This window comes from Streptomyces sp. BK208, from assembly GCF_004364245.1.
Lineage (GTDB): Bacteria > Actinomycetota > Actinomycetes > Streptomycetales > Streptomycetaceae > Streptomyces.
The window spans coordinates 144,652-159,447 of sequence record NZ_SOAV01000007.1; the positions used below are offsets into that span (position 1 = coordinate 144,652).

Genomic DNA, 14,796 nt, shown 5'->3' on the forward strand with positions numbered 1-14,796 from the left:
GCGCCCTCCTCCCACCGGAAGAGGGCGCCCTTCGCCGTCCGCACCTGCCGTGGCGGCCCGGACGCTACTGCGCGCCGGGGCGGACCAGCCCGCTCTCGTACGCGTACACCGCGGCCTGCACCCGGTCCCGCAGGCCCAGCTTCGTCAGCACATGGCCCACATGCGTCTTCACGGTGGTCTCGCTGACGAACAGGTCCGCCGCGATCTCCGCGTTCGACAGCCCGCGGGCCACCAGCTTCAGCACCTCGACCTCACGGTCCGTCAGCGTGTGCAGCGTGTCCGGCACCGGCTCGTCCCCCGACGGCAGATGCGTGGCGTACTTGTCGAGCAGCCGCCGGGTGATGCTCGGCGCGAGCATCGCCTCGCCGCCCGCCACCACCCGGATCGCCTGCACCAGCTCGTTGGCCGGGGCATCCTTGAGCAGGAAACCGCTGGCGCCCGCCTTCAGCGCCTCCACGACGTACTCGTCCAGGTCGAAGGTGGTCAGCACCAGCACCTTCGCCGGGCCGTCCCGCTCGGGCCCGGTGATCTGCCGGGTCGCCTCCACACCGTCCATCCGCGGCATGCGGATGTCCATCAGCACCACGTCGGGCTGCAGCGCCCGCACCTGGTCGAGAGCCTGGAGGCCGTCACCGGCCTCGCCGACGACCGCGAGGTCCTGCTCCGCCTCCAGAATCATCCGGAAGCCCGTGCGCAGCAGCGGCTGGTCGTCGACCAGTAGGACGCGGATGGCCACGTAAGTCTCCTTCGATGGGACCCTAGTCCGGCCCCATTCTGCCCTGCTCCGCGTCGCCGGAGCCGACCGCCCTCACCGGCAGCGGATAAGGCGGGGGAGTGCCGCCGAACTCCGGACAGTGCGCCCGGTGGTCGCACCAGCCGCACAGCTTCGTGGGCCGCGGCCGCCAGTCACCCGTCTCGGTCGCAAGCCGGATCGCCTCCCACAGCGCCAGCAGCTTGCGCTCCACCCGCTCCAGGTCGGCCAGGACCGGGTCGTACGTGAGCACGTCACCGCTGCCGAGATACACCAGCTGCAACCGCCGCGGCACGACCTTCTTCAGCCGCCACACCACCAGCGCGTAGAACTTCATCTGGAACAGCGCGCCCTCCGCGTACTGCGGCCGGGGCGCCTTGCCCGTCTTGTAGTCGACGATCCGCACTTCGCCGGACGGGGCGACGTCGACGCGGTCGATGATGCCGCGCAGCCGCAGCCCGGAGTCCAGCTCCGCCTCGACGAACAGCTCCCGCTCGGCGGGCTCCAGCCGGCTCGGGTCCTCCAGCGTGAACCAGCGCTCGACGAGCCGCTCCGCCTCGGACAGCCACTGCGCCAGCCGCTCGCCCTCCGGATCGTCCGCGAACAGCTCGCCGACCTCCGGCCTGCTCTCCCGCAGCCGGTCCCACTGCCCCGGCACCAGCGCCTTCGCCCTCGGAGCGGTGCGCTCGGCCGCCGGGGCGTCGAAGAGCCGCTCCAGCACCGCATGCACCAGGGTGCCCCTGGTCGCCGCCTCGCTGGGCTTCTCCGGCAGCCGGTCGATGACCCGGAACCGGTACAGCAGCGGGCACTGCATGAAGTCACCGGCCCGGGAGGGCGAGAGCGAGGCGGGCGCCGTCGCCACGGGCGCGGGTGAGAGGGCCGGCGCCTGCGGCGCCACGGCCTGCGGCTCCACCGCCACGCCCGCCTGATCCGCCACTGCCGCCGCCGGCCGGGCGGATCCGCCCCCGTCCTGTGCGACGTCCTCGGTACTCGTCTCCATGACCACAGACCTTACGGCCGACCACTGACAGCGACCCAGCCCGCGACCGTGACACCCGTGACAGAAGGCGGGCACGGGGGTGCCGGGGCTGAACGGGCCGCGACGGACGCATACCATCGACACGAGACCCTCCCGTCCGGCAGGTCGGGAGACGCTTCGAACGAGGGGACATCGTGGACGTGAGCGGCGGGAGCGGGCAGCCGCGGTCCGGCAACGACGAGTCGGCCGAGCCCCAGGCACATCCCACGGCCCCGGCCGCAGACCCCACCGACACCGCCGCGCCGCAACCCACCGGACCCACACCCGCCGACCCCGGCACACCGGAGCGCGAGGCCACGCCGGCCGCACCGCCGGACACCGGCACACCGGCACCCACGACGCCGGGGGAGAGCCCCGCAGGCGCCCCCACCGCACACCCGGAGCCCGACCGCGACACCCCGGGCGCCGCGGCCGGCCACCCGCACCCGCGCACCCCCGGCGCGAACCCCGCGACGGGCACCGCGACCCCACCCGGAACCACCCCACCCGGAACCGCCCCGTCCGGCACCACCCCGCCCCGCCCGGAGCCGACCGGCCCGGGCGACCCCGCCGGAACCACCCCCGCCACCGCCGCCACCGCGCGCGGCGCGGAAGAGGACCCGACGCCCCGGCCGGCCCCCGGAAGCGACCGGACCCCCCGCCCGGACGGGACCACCCCTCCGCCGGCGGACACACCCCCCGGCGACGCGACCGGCACCGGCACCCGGCCGACACCGTCCACCCACGGCGACCACCCCTCCGCACCGGCCGCAGGACCCCGGCACGCCGCCCACGGCCCCGACGCCCCCCGCCACCGCGCCGAGGCCCACACCCACGGCACCGGCGGCCCCGGCCGGCCCCCGCAGCGCCGCCCCGAGCCCGGAGGCGGCCTGCTCATGGGCCGCCCCTTCGGCGTCCCCGTGTACGTCGCCCCCAGCTGGTTCCTGGTCGCCGCCCTCATCACCTGGGTCTTCGGCGGCCAGCTCGACCGCGTCCTGCCCGAACTCGGCGCCGCCCGCTACCTCGTCTCCCTCTTCTTCGCCGTCGCCTTCTACGCCTCCGTCCTCGTCCACGAACTCGCCCACACCGTCGCCGCCCTCCGCTTCAAACTCCCCGTCCGCCGCATCCAGCTCCAGTTCTTCGGCGGCGTCTCCGAGATCGAGAAGGAAGCCGAGACCCCCGGCCGCGAATTCGTGCTCGCCTTCGTCGGCCCCCTCCTCTCCCTCGTCCTCTCCGGCGTCTTCTACGCCGCCCTGCTGCCCGTCCAGGCCGACAGCGTCCCCGGCGTCCTCCTGGCCGGCCTCATGGTCTCCAACCTCCTCGTCGCCGCCTTCAACCTGCTGCCCGGCCTCCCCCTCGACGGCGGCCGCATGCTCCGCGCCGTCGTCTGGAAGATCACCGGCAAGCCCATGAGCGGCACCGTCGCCGCCGCCTGGGTCGGCCGCGCCCTCGCCATCGCCGTACTCATCGGCCTGCCGCTGCTCACCCAGTCCCTCGGCAGCGGCGCCGCCGACGACGTCGGCATGGACACCGTCATGGACGCCCTGCTCGCCGCCATCCTCGCCGCGATCATCTGGACCGGCGCCGGAAACAGCCTCCGCATGGCCCGCCTGCGCGAACACCTCCCCGAACTGCACGCCCGCGCCCTCACCCGGCGCGCCGTCCCCGTCCAGGCCGACACCCCCCTCTCCGAAGCCCTGCGCCGCGCCAACGCCTCCGGCGCCCGCGCCCTGGTCGTCGTCGACGCCGACGGCACCCCCGCCTCACTCGTCCGCGAGGCCGCCATCGTCGGCGTACCCGACCACCGCCGCCCCTGGGTACCGGTCAGCACCCTCGCCCAGGACCTCACCGACGGCATGCGCGTCTCCGCCGAACTCTCCGGCGAAGAGCTCCTCGACGCCCTGCGCGCCAACCCCGCCACCGAATATCTCGTCGTCGAGGAAACCGGCGAGATCTACGGCGTCCTGTCCGCAGCCGACGTGGAACGCGCCTTCGTCAAGGCCATGGCCCGCCCCTCCTGACCACCGCTCCTCCCGGCCACGGCGCCTCCTGACCACCGCCCCCCAGCGGTGGTCGGCGGCCCCGCCGGGGACCGGTAGGCTGGTCACATGTCCGAACCGACCGGTGCCGCCCGCAGGCGCGGGCCCTTCAAGGTCGGGGACCAGGTTCAGCTGACCGACCCCAAGGGCCGCCACTACACGTTCACGCTCGAGGCCGGGAAGAACTTCCACACCCACAAGGGTTCCTTCCCCCACGACGAACTGATCGGCGCCCCCGAGGGCAGCGTTGTCCGCACCACCGGGAACGTCGCCTACCTCGCGCTGCGCCCCCTGCTCCCCGACTACGTCCTGTCCATGCCCCGCGGGGCGGCCGTCGTCTACCCGAAGGACGCGGGGCAGATCCTCGCCTTCGCCGACATCTTCCCCGGCGCCCGCGTCGTGGAGGCCGGCGTCGGCTCCGGCTCGCTCAGCAGCTTCCTGCTGCGCGCCATCGGCGACCAGGGCATGCTGCACTCCTACGAGCGCCGCGAGGACTTCGCCGAGATCGCCCAGCAGAACGTGCAGCGCTACTTCGGCGGACCGCACCCCGCCTGGCAGCTCACCGTCGGCGACCTCCAGGACAACCTGTCCGACACCGACGTCGACCGCGTCATCCTCGACATGCTCGCCCCCTGGGAGTGCCTGGAGGCCGTCTCCAAGGCACTCGTGCCCGGCGGCATCCTGTGCTGCTACGTCGCCACCACCACGCAGCTCGCCCGGACCGTCGAGTCCATCCGCGAGATCGGCTGCTTCAACGAGCCGACCTCCTGGGAGACCATGATCCGCAACTGGCACGTCGAGGGCCTCGCCGTCCGCCCCGACCACCGCATGATCGGCCACACCGGCTTCCTCCTCACCGCCCGCCGCCTCGCCGACGGCGTCGAGCCGCCCATGCGCCGCCGCCGCCCCGCCAAGGGCGCCTACGGCGACGACTACGACGGCCCCAACGCCGGCGGAGGCACCGGCCGCTGACCCGGCCCCCCGACCCGTACAACACACAGACGCCGTGGTGGAGTTCCGGCAGCGCCCGGAACTCCACCACGGCGTCCTCGTGTTGACGGACCCCGCCCCACCCGGCCGACACCGCACGGAAAACCCCGGCGAGTACCCACCCCGCCGTTCCCCCGCACTGTGACGTGTGGCACGATGCTGGCCACCCCACCGGCACAGCCCTCACAGGAGACACTCCTCGTGCAGCACCCCGCCGTTCCGGACCTCCAGCACACGCACACCCGGCCGATCCACTGGGTCGCCACCGCCACAGCCGTCGCCGGCGTGGTCGCCCTGTCCTCGGTCCTCCAGCCCGACGCCGCGACGGCGGCCCAGAGCGCCGACCGCGCCACGGCCACCGGCCCGAAGAGCGCCCCGGCACACATCGCGCCCCCCGACCCCGCCACCGTCGCCTTCCCCCTGGAATGCGGCCCCGTCGACGCCGTCGTCCAGAAAAAGGCCTCCGGCGACCTCGACGGCGACGGCACCCCCGAAACAGTGGCCGTCGTGCACTGCGACGCACCCATGGGGACCCCGCCCGACGCCGTGTACGTCATCACCCGCGACACCCGCGGCGGCAAGCCCCGCGTCGTCGCCACCCTCGTCGACCCCGAGGAACGCCGCACCGCCACCGCACTCACCGTGCGCGACGGCGCCGTCCGCGCCACCCTCCTCGGCTACTCCTCGCCCGACGTGCCCAGTTGCTGCCCCGACGTCACCGACGACGCGAAGTGGCAGTGGAAGAACGGCACGTTCGTCAGCGACACACCCGCACAGGCACGCACCGTCTGACCGGTGCCCCTGGGACACCAGGGGTGACACACCGGACAACGGTCACGGAACGTACCCGTCACGTCACGATTTGGTCACTCTGCGTCCGGGCCGTACACCTCGGCCCTGTCCGAAACACGACGCACGTGAATGCACTCACCCGGACACTCCTTGGCGGAGTCGACCACGTCCGTGAGAAGCGGCAACGGCACGGGCGTTACCGCCCCCGGACTCTGCAACAGCTCGTCGTCCGCGCCCTTCACATAGGCCAGACCATCGATGTCCAGCTCGAACACCTCGGGCGCGTACTGGGCACAGATGCCGTCGCCGGTACACAGGTCCTGATCGATCCAGACCTCCAGAGCCTCGTCACCGACTCCGGCCTCCTGCTGCACGCTCATCCGCTCCTGCCGTTTCCTGCGCCCAGCCGCCCGGGAATCCGGCCAGCTCTGACGGGTGTTGAACACTTCGACCCTACCCCCGCCTGGGTTCCATCCACGTTCCGTGGGTATTCCCCTGGCGTGAGGGAGAGCGCAAGGGTGAAGATCGGACACACCCCACAGTCTTTGTGATCTAGGGGTTTCAATCGACACCCACCCAGGTAGGGTCTGGAAGCGTCCAGCTCCCCTTGGAGGAGGTGAGGACCGTGGCAGCCCACGACGACGACATGAACCGCGGCATCCGCCCGGGACGCGGGTCCGAAGACCCGGCCGGGCAGGTGGCCTACCTTGAGCAGGAGATCGCCGTCCTGCGACGCAAGCTCGCCGAATCTCCGCGACACACGAGAATTCTCGAAGAGCGGATCGTCGAACTGCAGACCAACCTGGCCGGCGTGTCCGCACAGAACGAGCGACTCGCAGGCACACTCCGCGAGGCCCGCGACCAGATCGTGGCCCTCAAGGAAGAAGTCGACCGGCTGGCCCAGCCACCGGCCGGCTTCGGAGTCTTCCTGCAGGCCAACGAGGACGGCACCGCCGACATCTTCACCGGCGGCCGCAAACTCCGGGTGAACGTCAGCCCGAGCGTCGAGCTCGACGAGCTCCGACGCGGCCAGGAAGTGATGCTCAACGAAGCACTCAACGTGGTCGAGGCCATGGAGTACGAGAGCGTCGGCGACATCGTCACCCTCAAGGAGATCCTCGAGGACGGCGAGCGCGCCCTGGTACTCGGCCACACCGACGAGGAAAGAGTGGTACGGCTCGCCGAACCCCTGCGCGGACTCACCATCCGCCCCGGCGACGCCCTCCTGCTCGAACCCCGCTCCGGCTACGTCTACGAGGTCGTCCCCAAGAGCGAGGTCGAAGAACTCGTCCTCGAAGAGGTCCCCGACATCGGCTACGAGCAGATCGGCGGCCTCGGCGGACAGATCGAGATGATCCGCGACGCGGTCGAGCTCCCCTACCTCTACCCCGACCTGTTCCGGGAGCACGAGCTGCGGCCCCCCAAGGGCGTCCTGCTCTACGGGCCCCCCGGATGCGGCAAGACGCTCATCGCCAAGGCCGTCGCCAACTCGCTGGCCAAAAAGGTCGCCGAGGTCACCGGCCAGGCCGCCGGCAAGAGCTTCTTCCTCAACATCAAGGGACCCGAGCTCCTCAACAAGTACGTCGGCGAGACCGAGCGGCAGATCCGCCTCGTCTTCCAGCGCGCACGCGAGAAGGCCAGCGAAGGCACACCCGTCATCGTCTTCTTCGACGAGATGGAATCCCTCTTCCGCACCCGCGGCTCCGGCGTCAGCTCGGACGTGGAGAACACCATCGTCCCGCAGCTGCTCGCCGAGATCGACGGCGTGGAAGGCCTGCAGAACGTGGTCGTCATCGGCGCCTCCAACCGCGAGGACATGATCGACCCCGCCATCCTGCGACCCGGCCGCCTCGACGTGAAGATCAAGATCGAACGTCCGGACGCCGAAGCGGCCAAGGACATCTTCGGCAAGTACCTCACCGAACGCCTCCCCCTCCACTCCGACGACCTCGCGGAGCACGAGAAGGACAAGGCAGCCACCGTCTCCAGCATGATCCAGACAGCGGTGGAACAGATGTACGCCGAATCCGAGGAGAACCGCTTCCTGGAAGTCACCTACGCCAACGGCGACAAGGAAGTCCTCTATTTCAAGGACTTCAATTCCGGCGCCATGATCGAGAACATCGTGGGCCGCGCCAAGAAGATGGCGATCAAGGACTTCCTCGACAAGAACCAGAAGGGCCTCCGCGTCTCCCACCTCCTCCAGGCCTGCGTGGACGAGTTCAAGGAGAACGAAGACCTGCCCAACACCACCAACCCGGACGACTGGGCCCGCATCTCCGGAAAGAAGGGCGAACGGATCGTGTACATCCGTACGCTCGTCACCGGAAAACAGGGCGCGGACACCGGACGCTCCATCGACACGGTGGCAAACACCGGTCAGTACCTGTAAAAGCAGGGCGGCTGCGGGTGCCCTCACCGGGTACCCGCAGCCGACTGTTTTCCGGAGCCCCGGCTGGAGCAAGGCAATGACGCAAATGATCTCCCCGCCAGCGCAAAGGCGTTCTAGGCTCTTCCATACCGCCGAGTCGCGCACTGCGGGGACGGGCACCGCACACGCATCGGAGCGCCAGCGGTACTTGAGCGACGCCCACTACGGGCGCTGCCGGGCAAGGAGGGCCGCATGACCGTACGGCGAGTAATGGGCATCGAGACCGAGTACGGAATCTCCGTCCCCGGCCACCCCAACGCCAATGCCATGCTCACCTCGTCCCAGATCGTCAACGCCTACGCGGCGGCGATGCACCGGGCCCGCCGGGCCCGCTGGGACTTCGAGGAAGAGAACCCGCTCCGGGACGCGCGAGGCTTCGACCTCGCCCGCGAAAACGCCGACAACAGCCAGCTCACCGACGAGGACATCGGCCTCGCCAACGTCATCCTCACCAACGGAGCACGGCTCTACGTCGACCACGCCCACCCCGAATACAGCGCTCCGGAAGTCACCAACCCACGCGACGCCGTCCTGTGGGACAAAGCCGGCGAACGGATCATGGCCGAAGCCGCCGAACGCGCCGCCCAGCTCCCCGGCGCCCAGCCCATCCACCTCTACAAGAACAACACCGACAACAAGGGCGCCTCCTACGGCACCCACGAGAACTACCTGATGAAGCGCGAGACCGCCTTCTCGGACATCGTGCGCCACCTGACACCCTTTTTCGTCTCCCGCCAGGTCGTCACCGGCGCCGGCCGCGTCGGCATCGGCCAGGACGGCCACGAACACGGCTTCCAGCTCAGCCAGCGCGCCGACTACTTCGAAGTCGAGGTCGGCCTCGAGACGACACTCAAGCGCCCCATCATCAACACCCGCGACGAACCCCACGCCGACGCCGAGAAATGGCGCCGCCTGCACGTGATCATCGGCGACGCGAACCTGTCGGAGATCTCCACCTACCTCAAGCTCGGCACGACGGCCCTGGTCCTGTCCATGATCGAGGACGGCTTCATCGCCGTCGACCTCGCCGTCGACCAGCCCGTACGCACCCTCCACCAGGTCTCGCACGACCCCACGCTCAAGCGCCTCGTCACCCTGCGCAGCGGCCGCACACTGACCGCCGTACAGCTCCAGATGGAGTACTACGAGCTGGCCCGCAAATACGTCGAGGAACGCTACGGCGCGGACGCCGACGACCAGACCAAGGACGTCCTCGGACGCTGGGAGGACACCCTCAACCGGCTCGAGAACGATCCCATGAGCCTCGCCGGCGAACTGGACTGGGTCGCCAAACGGGAACTCATGGAGGGCTACCGCCGCCGCGACAACGTCGACTGGGACGCCGCCCGGCTCCACCTCGTCGACCTCCAGTACGCCGACGTACGCCCCGACAAGGGCCTCTACAACCGCCTGGTGGACCGCGGCCGCATCAAGCGCCTCCTCGACGAGAACGAGGTCGAGCGGGCCCGCACCAAGCCCCCGGAGGACACTCGCGCCTACTTCCGCGGACGCTGCCTCGAGCAGTACGCGGACGACGTCGCCGCGGCCTCCTGGGACTCCGTGATCTTCGACCTGCCGGGCCGGGACTCGCTCCAGCGGGTGCCAACCCTGGAACCGCTTCGCGGAACGCGTAATCACGTCAAGGAGCTCCTGGACCGCTGCCGCACCGCGGAAGACCTGGTCAGGGTGCTGGCCGGCGGGTAGTCGGGCCGAGCGGGTACACGAAGGAGACCGCCGGACAGGGTGGAAACCCACCCGGTCCGGGAACCATCGAGATGGCCCCCGTTCGTTGGAGAAACGCGGGGCCGATGTCGGACCCGGCTTGTAGGGTCTGATCTTGACCGAGCAACTGTGTCGGGCGAACCGAGCGGGGTGAGGGTTATGGCGACCAAGGACACCGGCGGCGGGCAGCAGAAGGCCACGCGGTCCACCGAGGAGGTCGAGGAGCAGGCGCAGGACGCGCAGGCCTCCGAGGACCTCAAGGAGCGCCAGGAGAAGCTGAACGACGACGTGGACTCCGTCCTGGACGAAATCGACGACGTACTCGAGGAGAATGCCGAGGATTTCGTGAGGTCCTTCGTGCAAAAGGGCGGGCAGTAGAGGCGTCGCGGTCATTTTCCCTTCGAACTGAAGGCAGCGGGGGATTTCGAGGTGGTCGGGCAATCGGGTGAGAAACGGTGCACGGGCTGCAAGCGGACGTTGCCCGTGTCCGGGTTCGCTCGGGACAAGAACCGCAGTGACGGCCTCCAAGTGCGGTGCCGGGAGTGTGTGGCGGAGTACAGCGCCGCGCACTACCGGCGCCGCCGCGAGGCCATGGGGCTTTCCGTCCGGGAGAAGGTCGACGTTCCATCGGGGCACAAGCTCTGTCGCACCTGCGGCGAAGTCAAGCCACACAGTGAGTGGCACCGCAACGCGACGGCGTCTGACGGTCTGTCGACCCGCTGCAAGGCGTGCCGGGCCGTTCAGGGGCGGGAAGGGCACCTGAAGCGTCACTACGGCCTCACCGAAGCCGAGCGCGACCGGTTGATCGCCGACCAAGGCGGCGTCTGCTGCATATGTCTCGCGGCTCCCGCCGCACATGTGGATCACTGCCACGAGACGGGTAGGGTCCGTGGCGTACTGTGCTTCAGCTGCAACGCCGCGCTGGGGCAGTTCAAGGATCGGCCCGATGCCATAAGGCGGGCTGCCGCTTACGTGGAAGGAATCGCGTGGAAGCCAACACTCGTAGCACCGGGCGTCTACCAGCTGCCTTCCTGACGCCCGGGTCCTCCTCCTTCATGGACTTCCTCGGTGAGCACCAGCCGGAGATGCTCCCGGGCAACCGGCAGCTCCCGCCGGTGCAGGGCGTCGTCGAGGCACCGCACGGCACCACGATCGTCGCGGTGACGTTCCCCGGTGGTGTCGTCCTCGCCGGTGACCGTCGGGCCACCATGGGGAACATGATCGCCCAGCGGGACATCGAGAAGGTGTTCCCGGCCGACGAGTACTCGGCGGTGGGCATCGCCGGTACGGCCGGCCTCGCCGTGGAGATGGTGAAGCTGTTCCAGCTGGAGCTGGAGCACTTCGAGAAGGTCGAGGGTGCCCAGCTCTCCCTGGAGGGCAAGGCGAACCGCCTGTCGACGATGATCCGGTCCAACCTGGGCATGGCGATGCAGGGGCTGGCCGTGGTGCCGCTGTTCGCCGGTTACGACGTGGACCGGGGCCGGGGCCGCATCTTCTCGTACGACGTGACGGGCGGCAGGTCCGAGGAGCGGAACTACGCGACCACGGGGTCGGGGTCGGTCTTCGCGCGCGGTGCGATGAAGAAGCTGTTCCGTGACGACCTGACCGAGGAGCAGGCCACGACGCTCGTGGTGCAGGCGCTGTACGACGCGGCTGACGACGACTCGGCGACCGGTGGTCCCGATGTCGCCCGCCGGATCTATCCGATCATCACTGTGATCACCGAGGACGGTTTCCGCCGGCTCGGCGAGGACGAGGCCGCGGAGCTGGCCCGCGCGGTGCTGCAGGCCCGGCTCGAGCAGCCCGACGGTCCGCGGGCCGCGCTGCTGTAGCGGGCGCGGCTCTTCGTTGTCAGGTGGTCCAGTGATTTCGACAGGAAGGGACGGATGACCGGTGTCGACGCCGTTCTATGTATCTCCTCAGCAGGCGATGGCGGACCGGGCGGAGTACGCCCGCAAGGGCATCGCGCGCGGCCGCAGCCTGGTCGTGCTGCAGTACGCCGACGGCATCGTGTTCGTCGGTGAGAATCCGTCCCGTGCGCTGCACAAGTTCAGCGAGATCTACGACCGGATCGGCTTCGCGGCCGCCGGTAAGTACAACGAGTACGAGAATCTGCGGATCGGTGGGGTGCGCTACGCCGACCTGCGGGGTTACACGTACGACCGTGACGATGTGACGGCGCGCGGTCTGGCGAACGTGTACGCGCAGACGCTGGGCACGATCTTCTCCAGTCAGGCGGAGAAGCCGTACGAGGTGGAGCTGGTCGTCGCCGAGGTCGGTGAGGGTCCGGACAGTGACCAGATCTACCGGCTGCCGCACGACGGGTCGATCGTCGACGAGCACGGTTCGGTGGCGGTCGGGGGCAACGCGGAGCAGATCAGTGGGTATCTGGATCAGCGGCACCGGGACGGCATGACGCTGGCGGAGGCGCTGAAGCTTGCGGTGCAGGCGCTGTCCCGCGACACCAACGGCAGTGAGCGGGAGATTCCGGCGGAGCGGCTGGAAGTCGCGGTGCTGGACCGGACGCGTCCGCAGCAGCGCAAGTTCAAGCGGATCGTGGGCGGTCAGTTGTCGCGGCTGCTGGAGTCGGGTGCGGGTGCCGATATCGCGAAGACGCCCGAGCCGGAGGAGAGCGACTCCGGGGCGGACGAGGAGTAGTCGCCCGCCTCATCTCACCGCGGCGGGGCTGTGGACCCTCGCACCACCAGGCTGACCGGCAGGTCCCCCTTCTCGGGGGGCCTGCCTTCCATTACGGCCAGGAGTGCGCGCATGCCGCGTTCGCCGAAGGCTTCCGCGTCGAGGCGGACGGTGGTGAGTTCGGGGTCGATGGCGGTGGCGAGGCCGAGGTCGTCGAGGCCGGTGACGGAGAGGTCGTCGGGGACGCGGAGTCCGGCGCGCCGGATGGCCTTGTAGGCGCCGGCCGCGAGTTTGTCGTCGTCGCAGACGAGTGCCGTGGGCCGGGGTCCGGGGGTGGCGAGGGCGGCCTGGGTGGCGGTGCGGGCGCCTTCGATGGAGATGGGGGCGTGGACGGTGCGCAGTTGGGTGCCGGGGACGGTGGTGAGCCGTGTGGCCAGTTCGCGGGCGCGGACGTCGAAGGTCCAGGAGGGGACGTCGGCCGCGAGGTGCAGGAAGCTGCGGTGGCCGAGGGCGAGCAGGTGTTCGGTGACCTGGCGGATGCCGTCGGCGATGTCGAGGTTGACGGTTGCGGCGCCGAGGCTGCCTTCGGGGTCGCTGTCGAGCATGACGAGGGGGAGTTGGTCGCCGCGGATGGCGGTGAGTGCGTCGGCGGCCATGGAGGAGGCGATGACGCCGTCCAGGGCGGCTTGTGCGGAGGCGAAGGGGTCGCGGGCGGGTCCGACGCCTTCGGGTGAGGGGTAGAGGACCACGCCGAAGCCGTGGTCGGCGGCGACCCGTGCCGCGCCGGTGTAGACCTCGGCGAAGAACTCCGTGGTGAGTGCGGGGACGACGAGCAGGACGGTGCGGGTGCGGCCGAGGCGGAGGTTGCGGGCGGCGAGGTTGGGGCGGTAGCCGAGTGCGGTGGCGGCTTCGCGGACGCGCTGGGCCGTCGGTTCGGAGACGCGTCCGCGCCATTTGTCGCCGAGGACCAGGGAGACGGCTGCCTGGGAGACGCCGGCGGCCTGGGCGACGTCCCGGCTCGTGGGGCGGGTGCTGGCTCGTGCCACCGTTCGCCTGCGCTTTCGTCTGGACTCGTGAACAGGCGACATGGTACGTATGACGACGGAAGTTATACGTAACACTTGCTGGAGCGGACCGAGGGAGTGGGTCGTGGTCGCCGGGTATCTGGACATTCTCCGGGCGCGGCATGCCGTGCGGCTGCTGGCCGGCACGCTGGTCGGGCGGTTGCCCAACGCGACCGCGGCGATCGCGATCGTGCTGTTCGTGCGGGCCGAGGGCGGCTCGTACAGCCTGGCGGGGGTGCTGGCGGCGGTGTACGGCGTGGCCAACGCCGTGGGGCAGCCGGTGCTGGGCCGGCTGGTGGACCTGTACGGGCAGCCGCGGGTGCAGTTGCTGGCGGCGGTGCTGTCGGCGCTGGCGATGGCGGTGTTCGCCTTCGCGGGTGCCGGGTCGGCCGTGCAGGCGTACGCGGCGGTGGGGGCGGCGGGGCTGTTCACGCCTCCGTTGGAGGGCGGGCTGCGGGCGTTGTGGCCGAGTGTGCTGGGCAAGGAGGACCAGGTGCACGCGGCGTACGCGATGGACGCCGTGGCGCAGGAGGTCATGTTCACGGTCGGGCCGCTGCTGGTGACGGTGTGCGTGTCGGTGTGGTCGCCGCAGGCGGCCCTGCTGGTGCTGAACGGTCTGGGTGTGCTGGGTGCGCTGTCCGTGGTGGTGTCGCCGCCTTCGCGGGCGTGGCGGTCGGCGCCGCGTGAGGCGCACTGGCTGGGCGCGTTGCGTTCCGGCGGGCTGCTGGCGCTGCTGGGGGCCTTCCTGTTCATCGGGATGGCGCTCGGCTCGATCACGGTCGCGTCGGTGCCGTACGCCGACGAGCACGGTGGGGATGCCGTGTACGGCTGGCTGATGGCCGCGCTGGGGCTGGGTGCGCTGGTCGGGGGAGTGGTCTACGGGGCGCGGCGGTGGTCGGGTGGGCCGGCGCGGCGGCTGCGGGTGCTGGTGGCTCTGCTCACGGTCTGTTATCTGCCGTTGATGCTGACGCCCGGTGCGGTGGCCATGGTGCTGCTCACGGTGGTGGCGGGTGTGTTCCTGGCGCCGTGCATCGCGTGCGCCTTCGTGCTGGTCGATGCGCACGCGCCGCGGGGGACGGTGACGGAGGCGTTCTCGTGGCTGGTGACGACGTTCACGGTGGGTGCGTCGGTGGGGACGGGCCTCGCGGGGCCCGTGGTGGAGCACGGTGGGGCGCTGTGGGGGTTCGCGCTGCCGGGGGCGGCGGGGTGTGTCTCGTTGCTCGTGCTGGCGTGCACCGGGCGGGTCCTCGCAGCTCCCGTGCGGGGAGGGATGGTTGCGGCTTCATCGGAAAATGATCCAAACCGTGCCGTCGAACCCCGTTTCAGTTCGGGTCATCAGGCGTAATGTTCAG

General features: G+C 70.3%; 14 protein-coding genes. 10 read left to right on the forward strand and 4 right to left on the reverse strand.

What is annotated here, in order from left to right:
• Window positions 1–64 precede the first annotated feature (64 nt).
• Entirely contained in the window at window positions 65–736 is a 672-nt protein-coding gene (locus tag EV562_RS18945) for a response regulator transcription factor (RefSeq protein WP_007447882.1), read from the reverse strand.
• A 22-nt stretch (window positions 737–758) separates the two neighbouring features.
• Entirely contained in the window at window positions 759–1,751 is a 993-nt protein-coding gene (locus tag EV562_RS18950) for a RecB family exonuclease (protein WP_166661873.1), read from the reverse strand.
• A gap of 173 nt (window positions 1,752–1,924) precedes the next feature.
• Here EV562_RS18950 and EV562_RS35350 point away from each other — a divergent pair, with 173 nt between their 5' ends.
• The 3 genes from EV562_RS35350 to EV562_RS18970 all read left to right on the forward strand — a co-directional run bounded on the left by EV562_RS35350 (window position 1,925) and on the right by EV562_RS18970 (window position 5,590).
• Window positions 1,925–3,790, forward strand: a complete 1,866-nt coding sequence (locus EV562_RS35350; protein WP_208298379.1) for a site-2 protease family protein — start codon at window positions 1,925–1,927, stop codon at window positions 3,788–3,790.
• 87 nt (window positions 3,791–3,877) lie between these two features.
• Window positions 3,878–4,780: a tRNA (adenine-N1)-methyltransferase gene (locus EV562_RS18965; RefSeq protein ID WP_133887995.1), complete on the forward strand. Its 903-nt coding sequence runs from the start codon at window positions 3,878–3,880 to the stop codon at window positions 4,778–4,780.
• Window positions 4,781–4,999: 219 nt separating this feature from the next.
• Window positions 5,000–5,590, forward strand: coding sequence for a hypothetical protein (locus EV562_RS18970; protein WP_133887996.1), 591 nt, complete (start codon window positions 5,000–5,002; stop codon window positions 5,588–5,590).
• 74 nt (window positions 5,591–5,664) lie between these two features.
• Here EV562_RS18970 and EV562_RS18975 read toward each other — a convergent pair whose 3' ends face one another.
• On the reverse strand, window positions 5,665–5,970 hold the full coding sequence (locus tag EV562_RS18975; RefSeq protein WP_133888219.1) for a ferredoxin: 306 nt from the start codon (window positions 5,968–5,970) through the stop codon (window positions 5,665–5,667).
• 245 nt (window positions 5,971–6,215) lie between these two features.
• On the opposite strand from EV562_RS18975, the gene arc reads away from it, so the two are divergent.
• The 6 genes from arc (at window position 6,216) to prcA (ending at window position 12,401) form a co-directional block, all read left to right on the forward strand.
• A complete protein-coding gene (arc, locus tag EV562_RS18980; RefSeq protein WP_007447848.1) occupies window positions 6,216–7,982 on the forward strand; it encodes a proteasome ATPase in 1,767 nt (588 codons plus the stop codon).
• Window positions 7,983–8,213: 231 nt separating this feature from the next.
• A complete protein-coding gene (gene dop / locus EV562_RS18985) occupies window positions 8,214–9,725 on the forward strand; it encodes a depupylase/deamidase Dop (protein WP_166661874.1) in 1,512 nt (503 codons plus the stop codon).
• Between the two features lie 177 nt (window positions 9,726–9,902).
• Entirely contained in the window at window positions 9,903–10,121 is a 219-nt protein-coding gene (locus EV562_RS18990) for a ubiquitin-like protein Pup (protein ID WP_053128307.1), read from the forward strand.
• Between the two features lie 51 nt (window positions 10,122–10,172).
• Entirely contained in the window at window positions 10,173–10,778 is a 606-nt protein-coding gene (locus EV562_RS18995; RefSeq protein ID WP_133887997.1) for an endonuclease VII domain-containing protein, read from the forward strand.
• A complete protein-coding gene (gene prcB / locus EV562_RS19000; protein ID WP_133887998.1) occupies window positions 10,730–11,575 on the forward strand; it encodes a proteasome subunit beta in 846 nt (281 codons plus the stop codon). The genes EV562_RS18995 and prcB overlap by 49 nt, the downstream gene beginning before the upstream one ends.
• 61 nt (window positions 11,576–11,636) lie before the next feature.
• On the forward strand, window positions 11,637–12,401 hold the full coding sequence (gene prcA / locus EV562_RS19005; RefSeq protein ID WP_133887999.1) for a proteasome subunit alpha: 765 nt from the start codon (window positions 11,637–11,639) through the stop codon (window positions 12,399–12,401).
• A 14-nt stretch (window positions 12,402–12,415) separates the two neighbouring features.
• Here prcA and EV562_RS19010 read toward each other — a convergent pair whose 3' ends face one another.
• Complete coding sequence (locus EV562_RS19010) at window positions 12,416–13,426, reverse strand: LacI family DNA-binding transcriptional regulator (RefSeq protein ID WP_166661875.1); 1,011 nt, start codon at window positions 13,424–13,426, stop codon at window positions 12,416–12,418.
• A 103-nt stretch (window positions 13,427–13,529) separates the two neighbouring features.
• Here EV562_RS19010 and EV562_RS19015 point away from each other — a divergent pair, with 103 nt between their 5' ends.
• Entirely contained in the window at window positions 13,530–14,789 is a 1,260-nt protein-coding gene (locus tag EV562_RS19015) for an MFS transporter (RefSeq protein WP_133888001.1), read from the forward strand.
• Window positions 14,790–14,796: the final 7 nt, after the last annotated feature.

Bases quoted from the DNA above. Each gene is read 5' to 3' on its own strand.
- EV562_RS18950 (WP_166661873.1), bottom strand. From the start codon at position 1,751: ATGGAGACGAGTACCGAGGACGTCGCACAGGACGGGGGCGGATCCGCC.
- EV562_RS18965 (WP_133887995.1), top strand. From the start codon at position 3,878: ATGTCCGAACCGACCGGTGCCGCCCGCAGGCGCGGGCCCTTCAAGGTC.
- EV562_RS18975 (WP_133888219.1), bottom strand. From the start codon at position 5,970: ATGAGCGTGCAGCAGGAGGCCGGAGTCGGTGACGAGGCTCTGGAGGTC.
- dop (WP_166661874.1), top strand. From the start codon at position 8,214: ATGACCGTACGGCGAGTAATGGGCATCGAGACCGAGTACGGAATCTCC.
- EV562_RS18990 (WP_053128307.1), top strand. From the start codon at position 9,903: ATGGCGACCAAGGACACCGGCGGCGGGCAGCAGAAGGCCACGCGGTCC.